Annotated in this window: 26 protein-coding genes; 13 read left to right on the top strand and 13 right to left on the bottom strand. The window is 58.0% G+C overall.

The features are described 5' to 3' along the window. Nucleotides 1-37 precede the first annotated feature (37 nt). The 4 genes from B8783_RS15560 (at nucleotide 38) to B8783_RS15575 (ending at nucleotide 2,794) form a co-directional block, all read left to right on the top strand. A complete protein-coding gene (locus tag B8783_RS15560; RefSeq protein WP_169711820.1) occupies nucleotides 38-547 on the top strand; it encodes an SH3 domain-containing protein in 510 nt (169 codons plus the stop codon). A gap of 102 nt (nucleotides 548-649) precedes the next feature. Beyond that, nucleotides 650-1,189, top strand: a complete 540-nt coding sequence (fabA, locus tag B8783_RS15565; RefSeq protein ID WP_084420996.1) for a bifunctional 3-hydroxydecanoyl-ACP dehydratase/trans-2-decenoyl-ACP isomerase — start codon at nucleotides 650-652, stop codon at nucleotides 1,187-1,189. A 134-nt stretch (nucleotides 1,190-1,323) separates the two neighbouring features. After that, complete coding sequence (locus B8783_RS15570; protein ID WP_084420997.1) at nucleotides 1,324-2,139, top strand: enoyl-ACP reductase FabI; 816 nt, start codon at nucleotides 1,324-1,326, stop codon at nucleotides 2,137-2,139. Nucleotides 2,140-2,539: 400 nt separating this feature from the next. Then, nucleotides 2,540-2,794, top strand: a complete 255-nt coding sequence (locus tag B8783_RS15575; protein WP_084420998.1) for a YjhX family toxin — start codon at nucleotides 2,540-2,542, stop codon at nucleotides 2,792-2,794. 118 nt (nucleotides 2,795-2,912) lie between these two features. Here B8783_RS15575 and B8783_RS15580 read toward each other — a convergent pair whose 3' ends face one another. After that, nucleotides 2,913-3,815 carry an SDR family NAD(P)-dependent oxidoreductase gene (locus B8783_RS15580; RefSeq protein WP_084420999.1) on the bottom strand — a complete coding sequence of 301 codons (903 nt, stop codon included), beginning with the start codon at nucleotides 3,813-3,815 and terminating at the stop codon, nucleotides 2,913-2,915. A 211-nt stretch (nucleotides 3,816-4,026) separates the two neighbouring features. Here B8783_RS15580 and B8783_RS18400 point away from each other — a divergent pair, with 211 nt between their 5' ends. The 4 genes from B8783_RS18400 to B8783_RS15600 all read left to right on the top strand — a co-directional run bounded on the left by B8783_RS18400 (nucleotide 4,027) and on the right by B8783_RS15600 (nucleotide 5,498). Next, the gene (locus B8783_RS18400; protein ID WP_139792394.1) at nucleotides 4,027-4,308 is read left to right on the top strand and encodes an NAD(P)H-dependent oxidoreductase; all 282 of its coding nucleotides are present in this window, start codon (nucleotides 4,027-4,029) and stop codon (nucleotides 4,306-4,308) included. Further along, nucleotides 4,305-4,523 carry a hypothetical protein gene (locus B8783_RS15590; RefSeq protein WP_139792395.1) on the top strand — a complete coding sequence of 73 codons (219 nt, stop codon included), beginning with the start codon at nucleotides 4,305-4,307 and terminating at the stop codon, nucleotides 4,521-4,523. The genes B8783_RS18400 and B8783_RS15590 overlap by 4 nt, the downstream gene beginning before the upstream one ends. Before the next feature lie 18 nt (nucleotides 4,524-4,541). After that, nucleotides 4,542-4,814, top strand: coding sequence for a hypothetical protein (locus tag B8783_RS15595; RefSeq protein WP_084421002.1), 273 nt, complete (start codon nucleotides 4,542-4,544; stop codon nucleotides 4,812-4,814). A gap of 66 nt (nucleotides 4,815-4,880) precedes the next feature. Then, a complete protein-coding gene (locus B8783_RS15600) occupies nucleotides 4,881-5,498 on the top strand; it encodes a nitroreductase family protein (RefSeq protein ID WP_084422141.1) in 618 nt (205 codons plus the stop codon). Between the two features lie 21 nt (nucleotides 5,499-5,519). On the opposite strand, the gene B8783_RS15605 is transcribed toward B8783_RS15600, so the two are convergent. From B8783_RS15605 to rpsO, 5 genes are all read right to left on the bottom strand, one after another. Next, nucleotides 5,520-6,203, bottom strand: coding sequence for a CAP domain-containing protein (locus tag B8783_RS15605; protein ID WP_169711821.1), 684 nt, complete (start codon nucleotides 6,201-6,203; stop codon nucleotides 5,520-5,522). A gap of 196 nt (nucleotides 6,204-6,399) precedes the next feature. Further along, nucleotides 6,400-7,089, bottom strand: coding sequence for a uridine kinase (gene udk, locus B8783_RS15610; protein ID WP_084421004.1), 690 nt, complete (start codon nucleotides 7,087-7,089; stop codon nucleotides 6,400-6,402). 125 nt (nucleotides 7,090-7,214) lie between these two features. Continuing rightward, nucleotides 7,215-7,976, bottom strand: coding sequence for a CAP domain-containing protein (locus tag B8783_RS15615; RefSeq protein ID WP_169711822.1), 762 nt, complete (start codon nucleotides 7,974-7,976; stop codon nucleotides 7,215-7,217). Between the two features lie 259 nt (nucleotides 7,977-8,235). Then, entirely contained in the window at nucleotides 8,236-10,362 is a 2,127-nt protein-coding gene (gene pnp, locus B8783_RS15620) for a polyribonucleotide nucleotidyltransferase (RefSeq protein ID WP_084421006.1), read from the bottom strand. Between the two features lie 72 nt (nucleotides 10,363-10,434). Beyond that, nucleotides 10,435-10,704 carry a 30S ribosomal protein S15 gene (gene rpsO, locus B8783_RS15625; protein ID WP_084421007.1) on the bottom strand — a complete coding sequence of 90 codons (270 nt, stop codon included), beginning with the start codon at nucleotides 10,702-10,704 and terminating at the stop codon, nucleotides 10,435-10,437. Between the two features lie 532 nt (nucleotides 10,705-11,236). On the opposite strand from rpsO, the gene B8783_RS15630 reads away from it, so the two are divergent. The 3 genes from B8783_RS15630 (at nucleotide 11,237) to B8783_RS15640 (ending at nucleotide 14,402) form a co-directional block, all read left to right on the top strand. Next, a complete protein-coding gene (locus tag B8783_RS15630) occupies nucleotides 11,237-13,189 on the top strand; it encodes an acyltransferase family protein (protein ID WP_084421008.1) in 1,953 nt (650 codons plus the stop codon). Between the two features lie 42 nt (nucleotides 13,190-13,231). After that, nucleotides 13,232-13,972, top strand: a complete 741-nt coding sequence (locus B8783_RS15635; protein WP_084421009.1) for a spermidine synthase — start codon at nucleotides 13,232-13,234, stop codon at nucleotides 13,970-13,972. Between the two features lie 61 nt (nucleotides 13,973-14,033). Further along, nucleotides 14,034-14,402: a hypothetical protein gene (locus tag B8783_RS15640; RefSeq protein WP_139792396.1), complete on the top strand. Its 369-nt coding sequence runs from the start codon at nucleotides 14,034-14,036 to the stop codon at nucleotides 14,400-14,402. A 6-nt stretch (nucleotides 14,403-14,408) separates the two neighbouring features. On the opposite strand, the gene truB is transcribed toward B8783_RS15640, so the two are convergent. Both truB and B8783_RS15650 read right to left on the bottom strand, forming a co-directional pair. Further along, nucleotides 14,409-15,353, bottom strand: coding sequence for a tRNA pseudouridine(55) synthase TruB (gene truB / locus B8783_RS15645; protein ID WP_084421011.1), 945 nt, complete (start codon nucleotides 15,351-15,353; stop codon nucleotides 14,409-14,411). 126 nt (nucleotides 15,354-15,479) lie between these two features. After that, nucleotides 15,480-16,079: a manganese efflux pump MntP gene (locus B8783_RS15650; protein WP_084421012.1), complete on the bottom strand. Its 600-nt coding sequence runs from the start codon at nucleotides 16,077-16,079 to the stop codon at nucleotides 15,480-15,482. Nucleotides 16,080-16,163: 84 nt separating this feature from the next. Between B8783_RS15650 and B8783_RS15655 the strand changes: the two genes are divergently transcribed. Then, nucleotides 16,164-17,540 carry a mechanosensitive ion channel domain-containing protein gene (locus B8783_RS15655; protein ID WP_233355822.1) on the top strand — a complete coding sequence of 459 codons (1,377 nt, stop codon included), beginning with the start codon at nucleotides 16,164-16,166 and terminating at the stop codon, nucleotides 17,538-17,540. Nucleotide 17,541: 1 nt separating this feature from the next. Here B8783_RS15655 and B8783_RS15660 read toward each other — a convergent pair whose 3' ends face one another. Then, entirely contained in the window at nucleotides 17,542-19,125 is a 1,584-nt protein-coding gene (locus B8783_RS15660; RefSeq protein ID WP_169711823.1) for an AIPR family protein, read from the bottom strand. 472 nt (nucleotides 19,126-19,597) lie between these two features. Between B8783_RS15660 and B8783_RS15665 the strand changes: the two genes are divergently transcribed. Then, on the top strand, nucleotides 19,598-19,834 hold the full coding sequence (locus tag B8783_RS15665; protein WP_084421015.1) for a hypothetical protein: 237 nt from the start codon (nucleotides 19,598-19,600) through the stop codon (nucleotides 19,832-19,834). A 23-nt stretch (nucleotides 19,835-19,857) separates the two neighbouring features. On the opposite strand, the gene B8783_RS15670 is transcribed toward B8783_RS15665, so the two are convergent. From B8783_RS15670 to infB, 4 genes are all read right to left on the bottom strand, one after another. Then, nucleotides 19,858-20,700, bottom strand: coding sequence for an AraC family transcriptional regulator (locus B8783_RS15670; protein WP_084421016.1), 843 nt, complete (start codon nucleotides 20,698-20,700; stop codon nucleotides 19,858-19,860). A 425-nt stretch (nucleotides 20,701-21,125) separates the two neighbouring features. Continuing rightward, on the bottom strand, nucleotides 21,126-21,536 hold the full coding sequence (gene rbfA, locus B8783_RS15675; protein WP_084421017.1) for a 30S ribosome-binding factor RbfA: 411 nt from the start codon (nucleotides 21,534-21,536) through the stop codon (nucleotides 21,126-21,128). Beyond that, complete coding sequence (locus B8783_RS15680; protein WP_084421018.1) at nucleotides 21,496-22,110, bottom strand: YcxB family protein; 615 nt, start codon at nucleotides 22,108-22,110, stop codon at nucleotides 21,496-21,498. Before B8783_RS15680 ends, rbfA begins: the two co-directional genes overlap by 41 nt. Before the next feature lie 107 nt (nucleotides 22,111-22,217). Beyond that, nucleotides 22,218-24,776 (bottom strand): translation initiation factor IF-2, encoded by a 2,559-nt coding sequence (gene infB, locus B8783_RS15685; protein ID WP_084421019.1) that lies wholly within the window; start codon nucleotides 24,774-24,776, stop codon nucleotides 22,218-22,220. Between the last annotated feature and the right edge of the window lie 36 nt (nucleotides 24,777-24,812).

Genomic DNA, 24,812 nt, shown 5'->3' on the forward strand with positions numbered 1-24,812 from the left:
CTGATTCACCACACTGGGCGAAGATGGAGACATGTTAATGCTCATTCGCTCTTTCGTTTCGGCTTGCCTTATCCTGACTGTGACCAGTTTTGCAACGGCTGGTGCAGACCCTCAGGCGGTGAAGATCAGCCAGTTTTCAGGAAAGCCGGTGCCGCGCTTTGAATCTTTGCGCTATTCGGCCGTGCATGGACGCAAGGGTCCCTCGCGCGACCATAAGATCGTCTGGCGCTATGAGCGCGAAGGCATGCCGGTTCTGGTGATCAAGGAAACACGCGACTGGGTTCAGGTTCGCGACGCGGATGGCGACGAAGTCTGGGTGCAGGCCCGCATGTTGAAGGACGCGCCGCACATCGTGTTGATGACGGAATCGGTCATGCGTAAAAAGCCCAATGTGGCCGCCCGCGGGGTTGCGACCCTTCAGGAAGGTGTCGTGGCCGAGCTTGATCATTGCGAGGCGGCGTGGTGCGAAATCAAGGCCGATAAATATCGTGGCTGGGTCAGCAAGAGCGCTATCTGGGGCACCGAAATCCAGACCGGCGGCCTTTGAGCTGTACCACTATCGCAGGCCTGCTGCCCGTGACGTTTGCTTGACAGCGCGGCTTGTTGCAGGCTCATGGCCTGTTTTTCTGAAGTAAGCGACAGGTGGCCAATGAGCGGTCCTCACGATTTTCACACTCCGAAATCCTCCTACACCAAGGAAGATCTTCTCGTATCCGGTCACGGGCAACTCTTCGGACCGGGCAATGCGCAGCTGCCTCGGCCGCCAATGCTGATGATGGACCGGATCACCGAAATCAGCCTCGATGGCGGCGAGTTCGGTAAAGGCCACGTGATCGGCGAATATGACATCGATCCAGAACTCTGGTTCTTCCAGTGCCACTTCCCGGGCGATCCGGTGATGCCGGGCTGTCTCGGCCTTGATGCGATGTGGCAGGCGGTCGGCTACTGGCTCGGCTGGTCGGGGTCGCCCGGCAAGGGCCGTGCGCTGGGCGTTGGCGAAGTGAAGTTCACCGGCGAGATCACGCCGGACAAGAAACTAGTCAAATATGTGATCGACATCAAACGCGTGCGCCGCGGCAAGCTCAATCTCGGCATCGCCGATGGCCGTGTCTATGTCGACGATGAGCATGTCTACACAGCGCTCGACATGAAAGTCGGTCTGAAAAACGTTCTCGACGCAAAGGCCTAGCGCCTCTCATCAAAGATTCGTGATGGCATGGACCTCTGCTCAGGCAGGCGTCTACGCCTTACCGTTGCTTGACGATTTGTCCGCCTGCGCCTAGCCCGTTGGACGAACTTGTAACTCACCTCAAGGGGAAGATCATGGCTGACGACTGGAACATGCCCGAAGGCAATCTGATGAAGGGCAAGCGCGGCATCGTAATGGGTGTGGCCAACCAGAACTCCATTGCCTGGGGCATTTCAAAGCAGCTCGCCGCGCAGGGCGCCGAGATCGCGTTCACCTATCAGGGCGACAGCCTTGAGCGCCGCGTGCGCCCGCTGGTCGAGAGCATCGGCATGGACACGATGATCCCCGCCGACGTCACTAATGATGAGAGCATGGATGCTGCCTTCGCGCAGGTGAAGGAAAAATGGGGCAAGATCGACTTCCTCGTCCACTCCATCGCCTTTGCCGGCAAGGATGAGCTGCAAGGCTCGATGGTTGCCAACACCACGCGCGAAGGCTTCCGCCGCGCCATGGACATCTCCGTCTACAGCTTCATCGACAGCGCGCGCCGCGCCTCCGAGATCATGCCGGATGGCGGCTCGATCATCTGCATGACCTATCTTGGCGCAGAGCGTGTCGTACCATCCTACAACGTCATGGGCGTCGCCAAGGCCGCACTCGAAGCCTCCACCCGCTATGCCGCGCGCGATCTTGGGCCCCAGGGCATTCGCGTCAACGCGATCTCTGCCGGCGCCATGCGCACGCTCTCGCTCGCGGGCATCAAGGGCGGCAAGTCGCTGATGGGCACCGGTCGCGACATGTCCCTTCTGAAGGAAGACACGCGCATGGAAGGCGTCGCAGGCGCCGCGCTTTATCTCCTCTCCGACATCGGCCACTCGGTGGCTGGCGAAGTCCTGCACGTCGATGCAGGTTTCCACGTCGTTGGCGTGCCGGATATGGGCGACGAATAGCGGCCCGGGTGGCGGCCTCGTCCTTCGACTTCGCTCAGGATGAGGCCTTTTGAGAGGTTAGCAACAAAGCGCTCATCCTGAGCGTGGTTCGGCAGGCTCACCATGAGGGTCGAAGGACGAGCGCTTCTGGCAATACAGCAATGGTCATCGCTGATTCCCCCTTCCAAACATGGTCTGGGTAGGGCCTTGCTTCAGGTCAGGATGTGACGCAAAATAAGCACTCCAATGGAGTGTTGATGACACGCAACCAGTCTGAGTCCCGCTAGAGGGGTCTGCCGTACACGCCGAGAGGCAAGGCAGGCCGGCAAGCGAATGCCGGTTTCTCATCTTGAGAGGCTGACCTTTGTCATGCGCGGTCACCGGGAAGCCCGGCCCGCGCACCTTCCGGACTTACTTCAAAATGGATATCTCACGCGCCGAACAGCGCATCCTCCACCTGCTCGCCCAGGGCGGGCGCATCGAAATCGTACGACACCAGAAGAAAATCGCAGAACTGCACTGCTACTCCCGCGACGGCTGGCGCTATCCGGGCCTTGATGAGCATCTCTTCCGCAAGCTGAAGAAGAAGCGGGCCATCGCCTCCAAGCAGAGCCAGCCTTACCGCATCACACGGCGAGGGCTGGAGCTGGTGAGGTCAGAGCTGGATAATCGCTAGACTAGCAGATGCGCGCGGACCTCGCCCTTCGACAATCTCTGGTGAGGTCCGTCGCTCCCAGCGGGACGAAAAGTGCAACCTCATCCTGAGCCTGTCGAAGGATGAAGCCCCAAGCGCCTCACCCCGGCGCAATCGCCTCGCGCAGTTTTGCGAAGATGCTCATGCCGAAGTCGCCTTCATAGGCTTTTCTCGGGGTCTTGCGGACGGCTTCGTCGATCGCTTCGGCGTCGGGGCCGATCAGGATGCGCCAGTCGCCTGCGCGAACCCCGTCCAGGATGACCTTTGCGGCATCTTCGGCTGAGGTGATGGCATTGTCGCGGAACTGCTCGCCGCGGGTCTTGGCCTCATCATAGCTCTCGCCTGCGCCGCCGACGCCCGCATCATTCTCAAACTCACGCAGCGTGTTGAGCGCGATCTGCGTGCCGATATGGCCGGGCATGACGACGCTGGCTTTCACGTGCGGGGCGTTGAGGCGGAGGTCCGTGATCAGCGCCTCGGTGAAGCCCTTCACGGCGAACTTGGCAGCGGAATAGGCGGTGTGCGGCGTGTCCGGCCCAAGGCTCGCCCAGAAGCCATTGACGGAGCTGACATTGACGATGCGCGCCTCATCGGCGGCGACCAGCATCGGCATGAAGGCGCGGGCATTATTGTAGACGCCCAGCCAGCAGACATTGAACGTCCGCTCCCAGTTCTCGCGCGGACCGGTGACGAAGCTGCCGCCGCCACCGATCCCGGCATTGTTGATGAGAAGGTGGATATGGTCGGTCTCATGGGCGGTGCGTACATGCTCTGCGAAGGCGTTGACCTGGGTCTCGTTTGAGACGTCGGCCTTGTAGCTCGTGATCCGCACGCCTTGCGGGGCGAGGGCCTCGGCGGCTGATACAGTGGCGGCCATGTCCTCTTCGGAGATATCGCAGATGGCGACGCTGCAACCGGCCTCGGCGAGCTGTTTGGTCATCTCGCGGCCCATGCCAGCGCCGCCGCCTGTGACCACGGCGATTTTTCCGCTGAAATCCTTCATCCTATCCTCCCGGTTTTCTTGTTTGGGACGAGCCTAGCGCCGCCGTGCCGGGCCGCCCAGCCATGACCGAGAGGAAAGGCGCCATCGCAGCGTCACCCGGCAATGGCTTGCATTCTCTACGTTGCACAGTTGCGAGTATGTTCAATATTCAAACGAGAGCATCATATGGCGGGTCGTTTTTATCTGGGTGGGCCATCTGCGCTCCACCTAGCTGTCGCAGGGGCTCGCCGGTGCCTTTCAGGCCGCCGCTGAAACCGCTGGCGCCGAAGTGTGCCGAACCAACCTCGCCGACATGGACTTCGATCCCGACCTCACTGACGGCTATCACAGCCGCAAGACTCTGGAGCCCTGCCTTGAGGACTGGCGCGAGAATATCATGTGGGCGAACCACCTTGTCTGGGCCGATCCAAAATGGTGGGACAGGCTGCTCGCTGCTCGCTGCTCGCTGCTCGCTGCTCGCTGCTCGCTGGGCGCTCGGCCGATATCTTCATGACGTCGGACGCGCCGGTCGTCTACGACTCCGTCGCGTATCATCGCGCCGCCAAGAACCGGGTCGAACGAACGGTCCTTAACTATGCCGGCGTGAAGCCACGGCGGACCTTCCAGTTCGGCCCTGTAAAGACCGCGACTCCCCGGAAAATCGATGGCTGGCTCAAACAGGCCGGTAAGCGCGGGACCGGGATGGCGAAGCGGCTCGCCAGAGCGTGACTTGCGGGCGGGGTCCAATTGAAGGATGATACCAGTATCCACAGAGATGTCGGAATCGTGCGACCATTCAAAATAAGACGTCATCACATCGTTTATGCGATCCAGGCAAACCGGGCGGTTGTCTCGCTGATGATGATCTTTTCGGTGGGCTTACTAGGTCTCTATTTTTGCGGCGCGGCGGATCTTCTGGGGCTTGCAATCGCCATTGGCATAAATGTCTTTCTCCTGGCGATCCTGTTCCTTATCTCATTGAGAAAGGCGATGGGAGAGAGCCAAAGGGCTAGGCCTTAGCAGGTGAAGACTTCCCCCGACACCCACGTCCCGCTTGAGGCCTATGAGCGGCTCAGCAACGAGGAAATGCGCGCGCGGGCCGCCAGCTTCCATAAGCAAATGGCGACGCGCCGGTCTGTGCGCAAGTTTTCTGACCGGCCGGTGCCGCGAGAGATCATCGAGGCGTGCGTTGCTGCGGCGGGCACAGCGCCATCAGGTGCGAACCATCAGCCCTGGTTTTTTGCCTGCGTTGGCTCTGCGGAGAAGAAGCGGGAAATCAGACGGGCGGCAGAAGCTGAGGAGGGCGCCTTCTATGCCGGCAAGGCCGGGGAGGACTGGCTGGATGCGCTCGCGCCGATCGGGACGGATGCCGACAAGCCCTATATGGAGACCGCGCCGTGGCTCATCTGTATCTTCGCGCAGCGGCGCGGCGGGGCTGAGGCCGGTGAGGACCGCAAGAATTACTACATCAATGAAAGCGTCGGGATTGCGACGGGGCTATTGATTGCTGCCTGCCATGAGGCAGGGCTCGCGACGCTCGTCCATACGCCAAACCCGATGAAATTTCTCAATGGGCTGTGCGACCGTCCGGAAACGGAAAAGCCGTTCCTGATTCTCGTTGCAGGGTATCCGGCAGACGATGCGATGGTGCCGAAACATGCGCTGAAGAAGAAAGCCCTCAAGGAGATTGCGAGCTTTTTCTGATCAAGCCGACGCCCGCCGCAATCAGCTCGAATGTGCCGGGACAACAACCACGGTGGGCCCGTGAAAATGCATGTAAGAGCGCGTATTCGGGCGTGGGCCTGGACGTTCGCCGCGGACGGTGAAGGTCAGCTTGCCAAGAATTTCGCTTGGTACGCTGGCGGTAAAGTCGCTGACGGTCGGCAAATCGACAGGTTCATCTGAAGCTTGCAGGGCCAACGCCTTGAATCGCCAGTCTTTCAGGCGAGCGGGCTGATTGACGAGCGATCCGGCCTCGATACGCAGCGGCACAGGGCGCTCGAACGAGCCATCCTCACGCACAAACAGTTCGGTCAGCCAGACGCCATTGTCAGTCTTCACGACCCCCATCGCAAAATGTGTGACATCCTTTTGCAGGATGGCATCGCGGTGGCTGGGGCTGTTCATCAGGCCGGTATGTAGGCGGTCGACAACCGTGTCCCAGTCAAAATCACCATTGATCGAGGCGATGTTCTCGAGCAGCAAGCTGGTCAGCAGGGTGCGGTCCAACGCGGTGATGCGGTCCTTCGGCATCGAGGCGTCGAGGCCCTTGTGATTGAAGAAATTATTGGCCGCCATGTCGAGGCTGTGCCAGCGCGCGGCGTTTCTGAGCTCCTTGCGAAACTTCAGAGGGGCAAGGCCATGCGCGGTGCGCGTTTCATTGATGCGGTCGCGGAACATGATTTCCATCGATTCATCAAATGAAAAACCATTGGGGATATGTTGCAGGCAGGCTTGACCATTGCTGACATAGGTCGGTAGATCAGCCGCTCGCTCCTTAAGCGAAATCCGGCAGTCCGCATTCGCCTGAGAGGCGAAAAATGCCGCAAACATGGTTAAAAAAAGTAATATTCCCCTCATATTGGGGATTATACGCTAAAATCGTTTATAAAACACCATTTAAACTCAATCTCGACAAAACTGGCGCCAGCATGCGGTCAATCGCATCCTCACCCGGGGTGACCTTGCCATAGGCAGGCAGGCCTTCGTCGGCGATGACGAGGTCAGCTTCAAACTTCGAAGGAAAGGTGAAGCGATAGTGCGCAGCGCGCACGGTATCGAGATAATGTTGCAGCACATTCTGCACCGTTCGGCCCCGCTCAATCACGTCACGGCGCAGGCGCCGCGCCAGGCGCAGATCGTCTGGCGTATCGACATAGATTGAGAGATCGATGAGGGATGAAAGCGCCGGAATGGACAGCGCGTGAATGCCTTCCAGAATGATGACCGGCGCTGGATCGATGCGGGTCGTCTTGTTCGGATCACGGTCATGTTTGTCAAAATCGTAGACGGGCTGATCGATGTACTGGCCGGATTTCAGCGCCGACAAATCATTGACGAGGTGACGCGTATCCTTTGAGGCCGGGTCGTCATAATTGGCGTCGGCAATGATGCGCGCGCGCTGTTCTTCGGTCTCGCACGGGCCATAATGGCGCATTGGCCAGTAATAGCCATCTTCATGAAAGATGACGGCTTTTTCGGGTGTCAGACGCGTGACAAGGGCATCCGCCAGCGTGGACTTGCCAGAGCCGGAGCCGCCGGACATGGCGATAAGAAAACAGGAGGACTGGGTCATGCGTTCGCTCTAGCCGCTTATCGGCTGAGGCGAAAGCCGCGCGAGGCTCTATCTACTGTAAAGGAAAAAGGGGCCGCTTTGCCAAGCAGCCCCTGTTCCATATCTGACCATTTGGCGAAGGCGCCCTATTGGCGCGAGACCATCGGGCCCTTCAGCACATAGGTGTCGGCATTCAGCTCAACGAGGACGTCGAGATAGCCTGCATCTGCGCGTTCGAGGCTGTCGGCATTCATCCGCATCAGGCGGCCACCGGCAAGGCGGTTGCCATCTTCGTCGCTGAGATTCCATCCAGCGGTGCGGAACATGCCTTCATTGATCTGCGGATTGAAACTGGTCGCATCGGCCAGCGCGAGCGGCAGGGGATTTTCCAGCTCGCCATCGACGGTTGTCAGCATCTGGACGACATAAATCCGTCCATTGCCTTCGGCGATGCCTAGCCCGGTCGCGTTGAAGCGATCGCGTGTCAGGTTTTCGCGGTTGGCCTCGTCCGACTGGATCGTTGCGAAGATGGTGTCGGCATCGGCGCCAGCGTCCAGGACGACGACATTTGCGCCTGTGGCACTTGCCAGCACCTGACGGTCGATGGCGCGCATCCGGTAAACATGGCCGCGGCCTTCAAGGTCATTGTGGCCGGCATAATTGCGAGCGGCCATGTCGAGCGCGTGGGCGCGGGCTGCAGCGTCGAGCGAGGCGCGGCGCTCAAGCGCGGCTTCACCTTTGTCGTTGCGAACAGCGTTTGTATGATCTGCGATAGCGGTTTCGAGGTCGCCGTCAAACGTTGCTTCGGCAAGGCAGGCCTCAACCTCATCGACATAGGAAACCAGCGTCTGGCCGTATCCATCCGAGAGGTCGCAATTGGTCTGCGCCTGCGCGGGAAGCGCGGTCATTGCACCGCCCGCTGCCGCCAAGGCCAGCAGAGACGCAGTGCGAAGAGTGTCATATTTCTGTAACATTACGCATCATTTGAAATATGACAGTTATGTGTCAACAGAAAAACTGGGCTGCAACGCAGCATTTTTTAAGGCCGTACACGGACGGACTCTGATTGTATTGCACTTTCCGGAAAGCCTATTCCGCGCCCGAAATGAAAAAGGCCGCCCCAGCAGGGACGGCCTTTGACTTTAAAGTGTTTGCACGGTGTTCGGACTATTCGGCGTCGTCGCCTTCCTTGTCCTTACCGGTTTCCTGATCGACGGCTTTCATCGACAGGCGAACCTTACCGCGATCATCGAAGCCCATCAGCTTGACCCAGATCGTGTCGCCTTCCTTGACGAGGTCCTTGGGGTGACCGATGCGCTCGTCTGCCATCTGCGACACGTGGACGAGACCGTCCTTCGGGCCAAAGAAGTTCACGAAGGCGCCGAAATCCTTGATGGAGACGACTTTGCCTTCGTAGATCTCACCAACTTCCGGCTCAGCCGTCAGTTCACGGATACGCTTCTTGGCCGCATCGATCGAGGCGCGGTCGAGCGCGGAGATCTGGATCGTGCCATCGTCTTCCACGTTGAGCTTGGCGCCCGTCGTGTCGACGATATCGCGGATCGTCTTGCCGCCGGAACCGATAACGTCACGGATCTTGTCGACCGGGATGTTCACGATTTCCATTTGCGGGGCATTTTCCGAAAGGCTGTCGCGGGAGCCGGACAGGGCCTTGTTCATCTCTTCCAGGATGTGGGCGCGGCCGCCCTTTGCCTGTTCGAGCGCGGTTTCCATGATGTCACGGGTGATGCCGGCGATCTTGATGTCCATCTGAAGCGATGTGACGCCTTTGTCGGTACCAGCAACCTTGAAGTCCATGTCACCAAGGTGGTCTTCGTCACCCAGGATGTCGGAGAGGACAGCAACGCCGTCATCGTCCTTGATCAGACCCATCGCGATGCCGGAAACCGGACGTGCGATTGGCACACCAGCGTCCATCATGGCGAGCGCACAACCACAGACCGTTGCCATCGAGGACGAGCCATTGGACTCGGTGATCTCGGAGACAAGACGGATCGTGTATGGGAACTCGTCCGGGTTCGGCAGAACGGCTTTCAGCGCGCGCCAGGCGAGCTTGCCGTGACCGATTTCGCGGCGGCCTGCACCGCCCATACGGCCGGTTTCACCAACCGAATATGGCGGGAAGTTGTAGTGAAGCATGAACTTCTCTTTGTGCGTACCGCCCAGGCCGTCGATGAATTGCTCATCGTCGGAGGTGCCAAGCGTTGCGACACAGATCGCCTGCGTTTCACCGCGGGTGAAAAGAGCCGAGCCATGCGTGCGTGGCAGGAAGCCAGCTTCGGACGTGATCGGACGAACCTGATCGAGCGAGCGACCATCAATCCGTTTGCCGGTCTTGATGATGTCGCCACGAACGACTTTCGCTTCGGCCTTCTTGAACGCGGACTTGAAGACCGCCTCATTCATGCCTTCAGGCTTTTCTTCGGTTGCCACGAGCGCTTCCGAGGCCTTGGTGCGTGCGGCGCCAACGGCTTCCTGACGTTCCAGCTTCTCGGTGATCTTGTAGGCAGCCGACAGATCGGAGCCAACGAGGTCCTGAATCTGCTTCAGCTCGCCGGAAAGGTCTTCACCTTCGAAGTCGAACGGCTCTTTGGCGGCTTTTTCAGCCAGCTTGATGATCGCGTCGATCACAGGCTGCATGGCTTCATGGCCGGCCATGACAGCGCCGAGCATCACATCTTCAGGCAGTTCCTTGGCTTCGGACTCAACCATCATCACGGCATCATTGGTGCCGGCGACAACGAGGTCGAGTTCGGAGGTTTCAAGGTCTTCCGCCGTCGGGTTGATCAGATAGTCGCCATCGCGGTAGCCGACGCGCGCTGCGCCGATCGGGCCCATGAAAGGCGCGCCGGACAGAACGAGCGCTGCGGAAGCGCCGATCATGCCGACGATGTCCGGATCATTTTCCATGTCATAGGAGATCGCGGTCAGGACAACCTGAACTTCATTCTTGAAGCCGTCGACGAAAAGTGGACGGATCGGACGGTCGATGAGGCGAGACGTCAGCGTCTCTTTTTCGGTCGGACGGCCTTCACGCTTGAAGAAGCCGCCAGGAATGCGGCCCGAAGCGTAGTACTTTTCCATATAGTTGACCGTGAGCGGGAAGAAGTCCTGCCCCGGTTTTGCTTCCTTGCGGAAGGTGGCTGTGGCGAGCACGGTGGTGTCACCGTAGGTCACGACGACGGCGCCATCAGCCTGACGAGCGACACGGCCCGTCTCGATCGTCAACGTGCGGCCGGCCCATTCCAGCGACACGGTTTGTTTGTCAAACATGCGTATATCTTTCTCTTCATACGAAAAGCCCGCCTGGACCCTATGTCCGGCGGGCTGATTTTTGCCGGGAGCCTAGCGGCGAATACCCAGCTCTTCGATAAGGGCGCTGTAGCGGCCCTCATTCTTCCTCTTGAGGTAGTCGAGGAGTTTACGACGCGTGGCGACCAGGTTGAGCAGGCCGCGGCGCGAATGGTGGTCTTTTTTGTTGGTCTGGAAGTGCTCGGTCAGGTTGTTGATGCGCTCTGTGAGGATCGCAACCTGGACTTCCGGTGACCCGGTATCGCCCTCTGTTTGGGCGAATTTCTTGATCAGTTCAGCTTTTTTTTCTGCCGTGATCGACATCGTGAATACTCTTTCGTTATGGCTCCAGCGGAGCCGTTTCTGATAACCCTTGATTTTAAGGGTGGTCCTTTGGGGAGAGTGCCCGGGATGCCAGCCAGGATGTCGTCCAGCCAGCGGAGAGCCCGGAAAGCTCGCCTCAAGGCGCGCACATGGCACAGAATGCCCTGAAAGGGAAGGGGCGGGGTGCGGTCGGCCTAGGTGGCAGGCAGAGCGTTTCGGCGTGCTCCAGGCGCGGAAGGCTGCCGGACGGGAATGTAGACCCGATCTGCCACTGCCGATACTAGGATCGTCATCTTACCAATTCGAAGGGCGGCTCTAGGGTCGCCCTTTCTTCTTTGCTTTTGCGCACCTGCAAGGTGAGGAGAGCGACCCGCCCGGCAACCAGCCCAAATTAGAGGCGTGCCGAATTTTCTAAGCCTTCGTCAGAGGCAGTACTCGACGCGGTTACGTAACCGTTGTAGCGGTTTATTGAGGTAATTGGGCGCACGGCATCTGGTTCGCACGGACCAGCGCGCGATGCAAAGGGGTGGAAATGAAGTTTCGCCAGGATATTCAGGGGCTTCGGGCCCTCGCCGTCATCTCGGTCATTCTGTTCCATATTGACGTAAGTGTGTTTCAGGGTGGTTTTCTGGGCGTTGATATTTTCTTCGTCATTTCGGGCTTTCTGATCACCGGTATCATCCTGAACGAACGCGAAAGCGGCGACTTCAATTTTACCAATTTCTACGTCCGACGCCTTCGGCGCTTGATGCCTGCGAGCGTGTTCACCATTCTGGTTACGCTAATCGCAGCCTATTTCTTTTTTGGCGGTTCCGATTTCGCAGAAACAGGCCGAACGGGCTTACACGCGCTTCTGTTCACTTCAAATATCGTGTTTTGGCTCGATGCCGGCTATTTCGATGCGGAAGCCTACATGAAGCCCTTCCTGCATTTCTGGTCGCTATCGGTTGAAGAGCAATTTTATCTTCTCTGGCCAGCCATCATCGTGCTTGCGTTTGCCATAGGAAAGCGCGCGGCCGTGTTGGCGACCATATTGTTGTTAACGGCGGCTTCGGTTGGTGCTGCTGAATGGTTTTACGGTAAAGACCCTGCGGCCGTTTTCTTCCTGACGCCATTTCGCGTATTCGAGTTCGGCGGCGGCGCGCTGCTGTCGGTCTATGGCTGGAGGTTTAAAAATCAGATCGTTCAGGAAGTCGGGTTCATTGTCGGCCTGTCCCTGATGCTCGGTTCGATCATCGTGTTTGATGAAGTAACGCGTATGCCCGGCATTATTTCGCTGGTGCCGACGCTCGGGTGCATGCTTTGCCTGATGACCCCGGACGCAAAGACGGGCGTCATCCTCAAGAATCCGATTACTACATCAGTGGGGAATGCATCCTATTCCCTCTATCTTGCGCACTGGGCACCGATTGTGTTCTTCAAATCGGCCTATTCGGAAACTCTGGAGCCTCTGCATCAGATTGGCTTGCTGGCGGGTGGCCTGATCCTAGGCTATCTCATGTATTTTACCATAGAAACCCCGTTTCGCCGGGAAGGTATCTGGACCAATTCTGGCCGGGGCGGGGGGCGCATTGTGCTCGGCGCATTTGCCAGCATTGGCGTTCTCTATCTGTCGGCGAACATCTGGGCTACAAATGGCTGGCAGGGCCAGATGATCGCCGTTGAAACGATGTCGGCTCAATCAGGTCAGCTCGGCAGTGCACCTGTACGCGCACCGGTACTTATAACCGACCGCAAGTATCTTCGGTCAGAATCAAACCAACACCGGGAGTCGTTGAATAAGCGGGCGCTGGACCCCGGCAAGCCCACTGTCTTGGTGATTGGCGACAGCCACGGCAAGGACTTCGCAAATGTGCTGAGCTTCATGGGCGATTTCAATGTTCGACACGAATGGATCAATCAGTGGTGCCAGCCAATCATTGGTCCTCGTACGGGAGAATACAAAGAGGGCAACAAGACGGTAACGCGTAAAGATATCGAAGCGTGTGAAAAGCACGTTCCGACTGTGCTCGAAAGCCAGCTGGCCGCTGATGCCGACATTCTGGTTTTCCATGCCCGGTGGGAACCTTGGTCAATGGAATATTTCGGGGATACGCTTCAGTTTGCCCGTTCGAAAACCGACGCGAAGCTTGTCTGCATTGGAGAAGGCGCGACGTTTGATCAGCCTGTGCCCAGACTTGTGGAGCTTTCAGACAAGCGCGCATCGGTCGACCCTGTCGAGCCGTTAAACTATGACAAGACCCTCGAGTTTAATAAGCGCTTCTTTGAAATTGCAGAGAGCAACGGTTGTTTGCCGCTCAAGAAAATAGAGATGCTTTGTTCTGAAGGCCGCTGTCCAATTGCGTCCGAGGCGGAGAATGCCATCTACTATTATGACAAGCATCACCTCTCACTGTCAGGTGCGGCCCATTATGCGCGCCTGATCAGTTCGGAGTGTGATGATCCTGCGTGCGCAGCGCTCAAGGCGCTGAGCGTGCCAAAATAGTCGCAGGATCCCCCGCAACAATTGTTTCGATGGGCGCGCGCGATGAGCCGTCTCTTTGAAGAACTCGACTATCAGGTGACGCCCATTGGCGCGATTAGCCTGCGTCGTCGTCATATTCTGTCGCTCGGTATCGATGTGCATGAGGTTTTGCTCGGCGATGAGCATCTTATGTCGAGCCTTTTCACCGCCTCTGAAATCGCGCTTGCGAGGCTCGGCATCGAGGCCCTGGAGATGGCAGGCAAGCCCCCGGCAGATGGATGGGATATCGTCGTTGGCGGCCTTGGCCTTGGCTATACGGCGGCGGCGGCGCTTGAGTATAAGAGTGTCGGCAAGCTGACCGTGGTTGAGTTTCTCGCCCCAGTGATCGAGTGGCACCGCGCGCATCTCGTCCCGCTTGACCCGCCGCTCACCAGCGATCCGCGCTGCAGCTTGCGTGAAGCGGACTTTTTTGAACTGGCGGCCTCTGATGAAGGGTTTGGCGCGCCAAAGGACGCGATCCTCATTGACATCGACCACACGCCGGACTGGCTGCTGAATGAGCGCAGCGGCAGCTTTTACAGCGTTGAGGGCATGCGCAAACTCGCCCGCCATCTCAAGCCTGGCGGTGTGATGGGGCTCTGGTCGGACGCTGTCGGAGATGCAGACTTTACCGCACGCATGGCAGAGGTGTTTGAAGCCGCCTGGTCCGAGCCTGTCACGTTCAAGAACCCGCTACAGGACGGTAAACCGTTCACCCAGAGCGTCTATCTCGCCCGCAAAGCCGGGCCAGGAAACAGTCTCTAAATCCAGATTGGCAACTCTCTGCACTGGTGCTAGCGCTATAGTTCCAATCAGGAGGTGTTGCTTGAAGTCCAGACTATTTGCGGCACTGGCCGCCACTTTCATCCTCGGTGCGTGCGAAAGCATGTACGAGCCGATCCTGCTCGAGCGCCAGACGATCAGCAATGAGCAGGGCATCTATGTCTATGGCGATCTGGAAGAGGGTTTTGAGGGCGACCGTTTCTGGAACTTCTACGCCACCAATAACAATGCTTTTCCGGTCTGTGTCGGGCTGACGCTCGGCGCGGGGTCTAATACGAGCGGTCACAGTTTCGACGGCGTCCACAGGATCGAGCCCGGTGACACTGAGGGTGTCGGTTATCTTTACCTGCCGGCAAGCTACACGCTTGAAACGGGGGCCTGGAATCCAGACGACTATGGCAGCTGCGACTAGATCGCGTTAGCCCATCTGGAAGACGCGCATCGGCTGAAACCGCCCGGCGCGCACTTCGCCCATCGCAACCGCCTCGTCGCCATACATGGCGAGCGTCAGCCGGTCGTCCGGATCGGGCGACTTTTCCGTGCGCCAGCGCTCAACCACATGCGGCATCAGCATCACGTCGCGGCCGAGCCGGATATCGGCGGCGTCCTGCGCGGTGATTTCGACGTCAGGGACATCATCAAGCACCTGCTCAATTGGCGCGAGCGTCTTGAGAAGGTCGTCGCGGCTCTCCATGGCTTCGAGGTCGGCAAGCTTCACAGCCGCGCCCTCATGCATGACACCGACGCGGATGCGCCGCAGCTGCGAGACGTGGCCATCGCAGCCAAGCGCGCCGGCAAGATCACGCGCCAGGGCCCGCACATAGAAGCCCTTGCCTGAGCGGACATGGATCACCGCATGGTCTTCATCAGGCACCTCAATGAGGCGCGCTTCATGGACAACCACCGTGCGCGACGGGATCTCGAACTCCTCGCCGTCACGGGCAAGATCATAGGCGCGCTCACCATCGACCTTGATGGCCGAATATTTCGGCGGGATCTGGTCAATCTCGCCTTCGAACTTTTCCAGCGCAGCCTCAATATCTTCCGCAGACGGGCGTGTATCGGACGTTGCCACGACGTCGCCTTCGGCGTCCAGCGTGGCGGTTGAGCGGCCCCACTCAATCGTGAAGACATATTCCTTGTCGGCGTCCATCGCCCACTGGACGGTCTTGGTCGCCTCCCCGAAGGCAATAGGCAGGATGCCATCGGCCAGCGGGTCGAGCGTGCCGCCATGGCCGCATTTCTGCGCATTGAAGAGGCGTTTGAGAATGCCGACGACCTGCGTCGAGGTGATGTCGACCGGCTTGTCGACATTCAGCCAGCCATGAACCGGCAGGCCCTTTTTCTTGCGATTGCGTCCCACGAGGTGTCTCCATTTGGCCGGGCTTCAGCGGATCGGACGCTGGCCGGGTCGGGTAGTGGATCGATTTGAACTTCGGGCCACGGGCTAGAGGCGCAATGGACCTCCGTCAACCGGGCAGGGGCGGTGTCAGATGCCCTTGCTGAGATGATCGAGCAGAATGTAACCGCCAATGGCGATCAGCACGACACCGCCGGCCACCTCGGCCCAGTGTCCCAGCCAGCGGCCGGCGTGGCGCCCGATCAGCACGCCAATCGTGCAGAGCGTCGTGGTCACGACCAGAATGATGAGACAGGCGAGCCAGATATTGGCATCCATCATGGCAAGGCTGACCCCCACCACCGTGGCATCAATGCTGGTCGCGAGCGCCGCGAGCGACAGATGGATCCAGCGCGGCCCGCGGATCGGCCCATTGGCGGTTTCCTCGGCAAGCTCTTCAACATCATCATGGCGACCGGTGAACGCTTCCCAGATCATGTGGAGGCCAACACCGCCAAGAAGGACAAAGGCAATCCAGTGATCGACGTTGGCGACAAGTCCGGCCAGAGCCAGCCCGATGACAAAGCCGATCAGCGGCATGGCCGCTTCCATTCCGCCAAAGACAAACCCGATGCGCAGGGCGCCCGTGAAGGTCGTATGACGCGCACCAGCACCCTTGCCGAGGGCGGCGGCAAAGGCATCGACTGAGAGGCCGAAGGCGAGCGCGAGAAGGGTCAGAAATGAAACCATAGTCGCTCTCTAGGGCCACTGGCGGGCCGCACGCAAGCCTGTCATATGGGAACCTCCCTGCCTCTTGCGAAGTTAGGTGTCTGGATGATCAAAAAATATCGAATTCTGGCGTTCGCGCTGCTCGCCTGTTGTCTGCTCGCGCCTGCTTCGGCGCAGGATGCGACGACACCGTCCGACCCGATTGAGGTGCAGGCGGTAGATGATAGCGCCATTGATGCCCGCATCTCGGCCATCTTCGCCGAGATTGGCGGGCTTTCAGACATCGAAGTTGAGGTGAATGAGGGCGTCGTCTCACTGTCCGGCATGGTCGCAAGTCAGGCGGATGCGAACCGGGCGGTCTCTATTGCGAGCCGTTTTCAGGGCGTCGTGACCGTTGAGGACGGCCTTGAGCGAGACCTTTCTGTCGGCCGTTCGATTTCCCCGGCGATCTCGAATTTGCAGCAAAGCCTGGAGCGCGGCTGGCAGGCGCTGCCTCTGGTGGGCCTTGCCATCATTATCTTCCTTATCATCGCTGTTCTCGGCCATTTGCTGGCGAGCTGGAAAGGCCTCTGGCGGCGTCTGACGCCGAACCCGTTCCTTGCTGAAATTCTGGCGCAGGCGATCCGGTTTATCGCGATCGTGCTCGGCCTGGTTGTCGCGCTAAACCTTATCGGTGCCACCGCGCTGATGGGCGCCATTCTTGGCGGCGCAGGCGTGATCGGCCTTGCCATCGGCTTTGCCGTTCGCGACACGGTCGAGAACTATATCGCCTCCATCATGCTCAGCTTGCGTCAGCCCTTTCGCGCGAATGACCATGTGCTGATCGACGATCATGAAGGCCGCGTCGTGCGCCTCACCTCGCGCGCCACCATCCTGATGACGCTCGATGGTAATCATCTTCGTGTGCCAAACTCGTCGGTCTTCAAGGCGGTCATCCTCAACTACACCCGTAACCCTGAGCGCCGCTTCGAGTTTGAGCTTGGCGTCGACGCTGAGGATGATCCAGTCGCCGCAATGGCCACCGGGATCGCCGCCATGTCGACGCTCGACTTCGTGCTCGATGAACCAAAGCCCGAAGCCATTATCCGCACGGTGGGCGACAGCAATATCGTGATCCGTTTCATGGGCTGGGTGGACCAGTCCCAATCAAACTTCGGCAAGGCCAGAAGCCTCGCCATCCGCGCGGCGAAAGATGCGGTCGAGGAAGCCGGCTTCACCCTGCCAGAGCCGATCTATCGCCTGCGCATCGATGGCTTGCCGAAAGCGCTGTCAGGCGATGCGACGGTGACAGAAGGGGCCTCCGAGGCGCCAGCCCCGACCGAACCGCCCAAGCCGAAAGCCGCTGCCCCGGCTGGCGCCGCCGCCAGCGAAAAAGATGTCCTCGACGTCCGGCCCGACGATCACATCGCCGAAAAAGTCGACGAAGAACGCGCCCAGACCGGCGAGAACGACCTATTGGATAGCGAACGGCCGGTGGAATAGGCTAATCTAGATAATCGAAAAGCGTTGGGGTTTTACCGTAATCCTCAATCAACTCCGCAGTACGTGGACGCCGAAAAAAAGTATAGTAAGCAGGGTTCCCAGCTTCACGAACCACGTTGTCAACAAGCTCTATTGCCTCGTCTACTAGCGCGTCTTTGTTCAGTCTCTTTTTGCTGTCCCGAAGCACAATTAGGCGACAAGCGTAAAGAACGTGAAAGACCCCATATGTAATGAAGTCCCGACCAACTGCGCGACTACCTCGTATCCTAATTTCGTCCTCGACCACCGCGCGGCGATACATGATTATCCAATAGAGTTGGATAGCAAATTGAAGTTCGGTGATTTCTATCGATCCAAAAATTGGCTCGTACAGAGATTCAAAAATCGCATCGGAATCTCGTTTAGCCCTCTCTGGCTGCTTCAATGAATATGAAAGCCAAATCTGGCCAACCTTGAGGGCATCAATCGAAGTATTTGAAAAAATGTCCTCCCCTTCGGTGTCCACAAAGTTAGAGTAGTCTTCAGTAATGCCTCGTTTTCTCAGATACCTAATGCCGCGCTTTTCTAGTTCTTCTTCTAGCGCTAACTGGTGTGAATGGTTGGCTTTTAAGTCTCTGGAGTTGACGCGGTTTTGGCTATTGCTGCTAATTGCGATGTCTTCGACAAATTGCGGATCTAGAGTTTCATAAAGCCGGAAGCTCACGGCTAAGTCTTTGAATCTAGACCATTCAAGGGAAAAATCGTTTATAGCCTGAAATATTGCTCCACAAGTTTGCGCGCCGTTCACGATACAGAGATTTTTTGCCCCCACTTTTGGCGTTTCCGCAAGGCGCCTCAGTTCAAATCTTGAACAGGTCATAGTGATACCATTGTTCAGGCACCAAAATCTGGAGTTTTGTTCGGAAACCGCCGATCTGTAAATTTGCTTATTGATCTGATTGTCGGAACCTAGAAAGCCGCGAATATTTAGATCAAAAATTCCGTAGTCCAGTGACGTTGGGTCTGTAATATCTAGGATAAGATTAAATAGTTGCTCGGCAGAAATAAGACCAAGCACCCCTTTGACTGCCCCGCTGCTAAACTCAACTACTTCGCCTCCGCGAGCGTGAAACGCATGATCCGTTCTCTTGCTTCGTGCGAGGATACAAAAGTTGTAAAATTCACTCAGGTGGAATTCTTCCAGCTGAGCGTCAAACTTGGCGATTTCATTCTCAAACAACTCGTATTCATGCGGCACACAGCGATTGCCATTGCTGATGCACCACACTTTCAGTAGTGGAAAATGGTGTTGAAGGAGTTCTCGTATCTCAAGGATTTTTTCTTGCAGAACAGGGTTGGATAGCTTCTCTAAATCCGCCTCTCTATCCTTAAGTACTCGCAGAAAATCTCTAAATTTTTTCAGGTCTGAAGCTTTAAACGGGTTTGCTGCTTTACGCTCACTAGTATGATGCTTCGACTGGATGACGTGGATTTCTGGCTGTTCAGCAAGCCTGTTTATGTAGATTGCATCCACGCCAAGATCATTTCCACCATCTGTAAGCGTGTCATGGATCGAATGCTCGTCGAGGCGAAATTTCGATGCCAAAAATAGGAATATCAAGGCCTTCGAAGAATGACTGACTGTCCCTGTAGAGACCAGCTTTTCAACCTTCGAGTTTACCTGTTCGAAGTGGCGCTTTGCGGAGGCGGTGAATTGAGAGAACGCTAAACTCCTTCTTTTAAACGTAGAATATGGCCGGATTCGCTTGTTTGATACAGTACCGAAACGATTAGGATGAAATTTTTGGTAGATTTTCGATATGCCAGATCGCTTGCGCACTAAGGCGCTAAGTCAAATCATTCGTTCACGGGTTTGTGCGGCGAACACTCTCACCAGACACTACAAACTTGATCGCCCTCTCCCCTGACCCGTCTCCCGCAGCCGGAAGAGGAAAAGCGCTTCATATCGTCTCTTCCGTGAAACCTACGAAATCACCCCTTCCCAGAAACTTCACCTCAACGCCCAGCACATAGGCTCTGGTCCGAACCAATTGCCACGAAACGGCGGGTGAGGGTGGATGGATCAGTTTCTCAGGCTGCTTGAACGCATATCGAAGGCTTGGGACCGCGCCTTTGGGCTCTTCCAAACCATCATCCTGATCGCGGCAGCTGCTTTGGGGGCGTGGGTTGTCTGGACGATCCTGACCGATGCTGAGACGGCACTTCTGATCAAGCTGGGGGCGAGCTTGCTGGGTGCGATTGTTGCCGCCGGCCTCGCATGGGTCGCCTGGTTCATCATGAAGCTGTTTGCCTGACCGGCGCTGGGCTTGGAAAATCCCTAACCCACAAGACTGTAGGGCGAATGATGCTCGATCTGGCGGCGTTCGGTCAGGGTGTGGCGGACGAGCAGGTGTGCGCCATTGATGAACTCGCTCGGTGTGCGGCCATTGAACAGGCGAAACTCGCGGATGAAGTGTGACTGGTCAAAATAGGCGGTGGTGGCGACATCGCGCCAGTCGGTCAGCTCTTGCCAGGTGAGCCGGTTGGCAGAGTGCAGGGCGCGGAATTTGCGGTGCAGTTTCTTCGGCGCCGAACCGAAATACTGCTTGCTCAGCCGCTCGACCTGTCGCGGTGACAGGTTGACTGAGGCCATCAGGTCTTCGAGCTCGTTCGGCTCAGGATCGGTGATCCAGGCGGTCACCTTGTCGAGAAAGTCCTGATTGATCTTTTTGTGCGGGTGGTCGAGCGCAGCGAAAAGCTCATCGGCCATCTGGACCCGTTTTCCATCATTGGCGCTGTCGAATACCGCATCCAAATGGGCGTGCAGGGCTTCGGGAATGCAGTCCTTCAGGGGGCGGATATTATCGGCGAGGTCATTTGCTGGAATATCGAACATGCGGGCCCAGCCAAGCGGAGTGATGGCTGCGCCGATGAGGATAGTGTTCGGCTGGAACTCGACACGGCTCCATTTGAAGGTCGGCCCACAAAGAATGGCGCTTCCCGGCCCATAAAAGACTGGCGTGCCGCCAATGTCAGATGTCACGCCGCCGCTCAGAATGAAGCGGATATTGGCAATCTCGGCGCGCATGACGTCGACCAGATGGTCCGTTACCGTCGTCCGGTAATAGCTGCCGATGAGGTCGCGTACAGTCGCGTCAGGGCGAAAGTACTCAAATTGCATGGTGCGGCGCTCTCTAAACGTGGGCTTCTGATGACCCCTGTTTTCTGTCCTTCAGCGGACACTGGCGCAGAATGTCGTATTTGTACAATAACATATATTGTTTTCGAACAAATATAGATGGGTCGCAGGCACCAAATGCCGTTCGGACCGCCCTGGGGGACGAGGCGGTTCGATCACCTTCCGGCCTTGATGCTTGCGGCGGGGGCTGCCCATACTTGGGTGGGGCGACGCACAATTCGTCGCGCGAGCCGTCGAAATCTCGATGGTGACGAATAAGCGGGGAGTGATGAGCGGGCCGGTGTTGAGCTGGCCTGCTCCGCTTTTCCGGGGAACCAGAAAAACACTGCTACGACACCGCTACGACACTGGCACGACACCGTTTTGAGGGTCTGAGTTTGCGAGATCGCTGAGCGATGTATGACGTGCTAGTCGAGGTCGCGTTTCACTTCCGGGCGGTTGAACAGCGAGTCCATATACGCGCCTTCATCATAGGAATGGTCGGCGATGAAATGCAGTTGCGGGGTGAACTTCATCTCGATCTGCTTGCCGAGACGGCCGCGGATATAGGCAGATGCGCGGTTCAGGGCCTTTGCAAGCTCGTCCTGCGCGGCCTCATCCGTCACGCCCAGAGGGGAGCAGAAGACATGCGCATGACGAAGGTCCGGCGAGGTGCGAACTTCGCCGATTGTGACATTCACGCCCTGCAAGGCAGGGTCACGAAATTCCTCGCGCGCCATGATATCCGTCAATGCATGACGGACCAGCTCGCCTGCCCTTAGCTGGCGTTGGCTGGGCTCATGACCGCCCGGGTCTGATCTCTTGGCTCTTCGCGCCATTGCTGCATCCTTCCTTCAGCCGCGCCCTGAAACGCCCGGCCGCAGCCTTGTCCTTACCGAACCACTTATTCGGGATAAGCAGAGGATCTGCTCCCTCGAACGTGATCAGCGTGTCGCGGCGGGTTTCCTGAACCGTGCGGACAGCGGACCATCCGACACGTGTCTCCACCGCGCCTCTGCGGATGTGGACACCCCGGTCGTTAAGGTCAATGACTGTTTCAGCATCAAGCTCATCCCCGCGGCCATGATGGTGTCGATAAGACCAGCGCAGGAAGATCAGATACCAGCACACCCCGGCCATTGCCGCCAGGATCGAGGAGATCATCACGATCCAGTATTCCGAGAGACCCGCGCCGTCGATCATCTTGCGGGAGACAAGCGCCATCCCCGCAGAAATGATCGGAGCTGTGACACCTGCATAGTAAAGTGCGGTCGGCCCAATATTGGATGTACGTGTCTTGCCGACGAGGCGCTTCATGTCCTTGTCGGAGAAACGGCCGCCAATGTGCATGGAAGGCGCCGCTGAAGGCGCTTCGTTTTCGTTGGCGGGTGAGGCGAAAGAAGGTTGAGGCATGATCTGTCCACCGTCGCACGACAAGCTTAACCAGACATGGAAAAAGCCGGGAAATCTCCCGGCTTTCTCACATCTTATAAAGTAAAGGCTTCGAGGCCGGATCTTGCCTAGTCGAGCGTACGCTCGATCATCTGGACCTCGAAACACTCGATCTTGTCGCCTTCGCGGATGTCTTCATACTTCTCGAAGGCCATACCACACTCCATGCCGGAGCTGACTTCAGGCACTTCGTCCTTGAAGCGCTTGAGGGTCTTCAGCTTGCCTTCGTGGATCACGACATCGTCGCGAAGCAGACGGACACCGCAGCCGCGTTTGACGACGCCTTCGCTGACCTTACAGCCGGCAACCTTGCCGACCTTGGTGATGTTGAAGACTTCCAGAATATCGGCGTAACCGATGAAGTTCTCGCGCTTCTCTGGCGACAGCATGCCGGACAATGTGTCTTTCACGTCGTCGATGAGATTGTAGATCACCGAATAGTAGCGGATCTCCACGCCTTCCTTCTCGGCCAGTTCGCGCGCCTGCTTGTTAGCCCGCACGTTGAACGCGAAGACCGGGGCACCGGACGATTTGGCGAGCAGAATGTCGCTTTCGGAGATACCACCGGCTGCGCCATAGATAACATTCGCCCGAACTTCGTCGGTTGAGATGTTGGCGAGCGAATGGGTGATCGCTTCGACAGACCCCTGGACGTCGGCCTTGACGACGAGCGGAAGCTCGGACGCCTGCGTGCCATCCTTGAGGTTGTTCATCAGCGATTCCAGCGAGGCACGGCTTGAGGCCACGCCCTGCTTCTGACGCTCCATGCGCTGGCGATATTCAGTGATCTCACGGGCGCGAGCTTCACTATCGACAACGTTGAACATGTCACCTGGGTCTGGCGCCCCATCGAGACCAAGAATCTCGACTGGAACGGCCGGGCCGGCATCCTTCAGTTGCTGGTTGCGTTCATTGATGAGCGCACGGACCTTGCCCCACTGCTTGCCAGCCACGACGATTTCGCCGCGCTTCAGCGTACCGCGATTGATGAGCACCGTTGCGACCGGGCCGCGGCCCTTGTCGAGCTGGGACTCGATCACGATACCATCAGCGTCGCGGTCAGGGTTGGCTTTCAGTTCGAGAATTTCTGCCTGAAGCGAAATCGCCTCGGTCAGTTCATCAAGACCAGTTTTTTCAAGCGCGGACACCTTGATGGCCTGAACGTCACCGCCCATCGCCTCGACCTGGATGTCATGTTGCAGAAGCTCTGTCAGGACATTATCCGGCTTGGCATCTGGTTTGTCGCATTTGTTGACGGCAACAATGATCGGCACTTCAGCCGCCTTGGCGTGTTTGATCGCCTCGATCGTCTGCGGCATCACGCCGTCATCTGCAGCCACAACGAGGATGACAACATCTGTGACGGTCGCACCGCGAGCCCGCATGGCGGAGAATGCCGCGTGGCCTGGCGTATCGAGGAAGGTGATCTTCTCACCGGATTTCAGCTGAACCTGATAGGCGCCGATATGCTGGGTAATACCGCCAGCTTCGCCGGCAACCACATCGGTTTCGCGCAGGGCGTCCAGAAGGGACGTCTTGCCGTGGTCGACATGGCCCATGATCGTGACGACCGGAGCACGTGGCTTCAGGTCTTTTTCGTCATCGGTATCGCCTTCAAGACCGATCTCAACGTCGGATTCAAGGACGCGCTTGACGGTGTGGCCAAACTCTTCAGCGATCAGTTCTGCGGTATCGGCATCGACGATGTCGTTTGCCCGCATCATCTCGCCCTGACGCATCATGTATTTCACGACGTCTGCGACGCGCTCATTCATGCGTTGCGCAAGATCCTGCAGCGTAATCGTCTCTGGCAAGGTGACTTCGCGGGAGACTTTCTCCTGCTGCTCACCGCCCTGACGGCGTTCACGCTCACGCTCACGGGCGCGGCGAACCGATGCCAGTGACCGCTGACGATCACCATCATCGCCAAGTGCGCTGGCAATCGTGAGCTTCCCGCGGCGACGCTTGGAGTCTCCGCGTGAGCGGTTTGCGTTGCCATCGGAGAAGTCGCGGTCTCCACCGCCCTTGCGGGATTTCTTGCTGCGACCCTGCGCCGGTTCTGGCGGCGGCATGTCCGGAGACGCGGCAGCTGCATCGGCAGGCGCGCGCCCACCAGTGCGTTCTTCGCGGGCTGGAGCAGCAGCTTTCTTGGCCGCTTCGGCAGCTTCGCGGGCCTTGCGTTCTTCTTCCTCAGCCTTGCGGCGGGCTTCGGCTTCGACGCGTTCCTTGTCTTCCTGGACCTTACGTTCCTGTTCAGACAGCAGACGCTCACGTGCCGCTTCCTGACGCTTGGTCTCGACTTCGCGCTTCTGCTCGGCGTCACGGCGTTGCAGCAGCACTTTCTGGCGCGCAATCAGTTCCTGTTCCGTGATGCCAAGTTTTTTCGCGGCTTCGGCAAGCTTTGACGACTGGCTGCTGGCGGCACCGCCTGAAGACTTGGAAGCAGGGCCTTTCGACCCGCCGGTGGATGGGCCTGAGCCCGGACCGACGATTTTACGCTTCTTCGTCTGGACGATGACCTGCTTGGAGCGGCCATGGCTGAAGCTCTGCTTGACCGTCCCGCTTCCGCGCGAGACCGTCAGGGGCTTACGTCCACCATTATTGTCGTTGTCTTTCGTATCGCTCATGCGACTCCATATACCTACGTGTTTTATCGGCAGAGG

Origin of the sequence: Henriciella litoralis (genome assembly GCF_002088935.1) — a bacterium.
Classification (GTDB): domain Bacteria; phylum Pseudomonadota; class Alphaproteobacteria; order Caulobacterales; family Hyphomonadaceae; genus Henriciella; species Henriciella litoralis.

Bases quoted from the DNA above. Each gene is read 5' to 3' on its own strand.
- B8783_RS15600 (WP_084422141.1), top strand. From the start codon at position 4,881: ATGCGCGCGCGGGCCGCCAGCTTCCATAAGCAAATGGCGACGCGCCGG.
- B8783_RS15655 (WP_233355822.1), top strand. From the start codon at position 16,164: ATGATCAAAAAATATCGAATTCTGGCGTTCGCGCTGCTCGCCTGTTGT.
- B8783_RS15560 (WP_169711820.1), top strand. From the start codon at position 38: ATGCTCATTCGCTCTTTCGTTTCGGCTTGCCTTATCCTGACTGTGACC.
- B8783_RS15665 (WP_084421015.1), top strand. From the start codon at position 19,598: ATGGATCAGTTTCTCAGGCTGCTTGAACGCATATCGAAGGCTTGGGAC.
- udk (WP_084421004.1), bottom strand. From the start codon at position 7,089: ATGACCCAGTCCTCCTGTTTTCTTATCGCCATGTCCGGCGGCTCCGGC.
- B8783_RS15605 (WP_169711821.1), bottom strand. From the start codon at position 6,203: ATGGAAATCATGTTCCGCGACCGCATCAATGAAACGCGCACCGCGCAT.
- B8783_RS15580 (WP_084420999.1), bottom strand. From the start codon at position 3,815: ATGAAGGATTTCAGCGGAAAAATCGCCGTGGTCACAGGCGGCGGCGCT.
- B8783_RS15615 (WP_169711822.1), bottom strand. From the start codon at position 7,976: ATGACCGCGCTTCCCGCGCAGGCGCAGACCAATTGCGACCTCTCGGAT.
- B8783_RS15650 (WP_084421012.1), bottom strand. From the start codon at position 16,079: ATGGTTTCATTTCTGACCCTTCTCGCGCTCGCCTTCGGCCTCTCAGTC.
- B8783_RS15570 (WP_084420997.1), top strand. From the start codon at position 1,324: ATGGCTGACGACTGGAACATGCCCGAAGGCAATCTGATGAAGGGCAAG.
- fabA (WP_084420996.1), top strand. From the start codon at position 650: ATGAGCGGTCCTCACGATTTTCACACTCCGAAATCCTCCTACACCAAG.
- B8783_RS15680 (WP_084421018.1), bottom strand. From the start codon at position 22,110: ATGCCTCAACCTTCTTTCGCCTCACCCGCCAACGAAAACGAAGCGCCT.
- B8783_RS15630 (WP_084421008.1), top strand. From the start codon at position 11,237: ATGAAGTTTCGCCAGGATATTCAGGGGCTTCGGGCCCTCGCCGTCATC.
- pnp (WP_084421006.1), bottom strand. From the start codon at position 10,362: ATGTTTGACAAACAAACCGTGTCGCTGGAATGGGCCGGCCGCACGTTG.
- B8783_RS15590 (WP_139792395.1), top strand. From the start codon at position 4,305: ATGACGTCGGACGCGCCGGTCGTCTACGACTCCGTCGCGTATCATCGC.
- rbfA (WP_084421017.1), bottom strand. From the start codon at position 21,536: ATGGCGCGAAGAGCCAAGAGATCAGACCCGGGCGGTCATGAGCCCAGC.
- B8783_RS15635 (WP_084421009.1), top strand. From the start codon at position 13,232: ATGAGCCGTCTCTTTGAAGAACTCGACTATCAGGTGACGCCCATTGGC.
- infB (WP_084421019.1), bottom strand. From the start codon at position 24,776: ATGAGCGATACGAAAGACAACGACAATAATGGTGGACGTAAGCCCCTG.
- B8783_RS15575 (WP_084420998.1), top strand. From the start codon at position 2,540: ATGGATATCTCACGCGCCGAACAGCGCATCCTCCACCTGCTCGCCCAG.
- B8783_RS15670 (WP_084421016.1), bottom strand. From the start codon at position 20,700: ATGCAATTTGAGTACTTTCGCCCTGACGCGACTGTACGCGACCTCATC.
- rpsO (WP_084421007.1), bottom strand. From the start codon at position 10,704: ATGTCGATCACGGCAGAAAAAAAAGCTGAACTGATCAAGAAATTCGCC.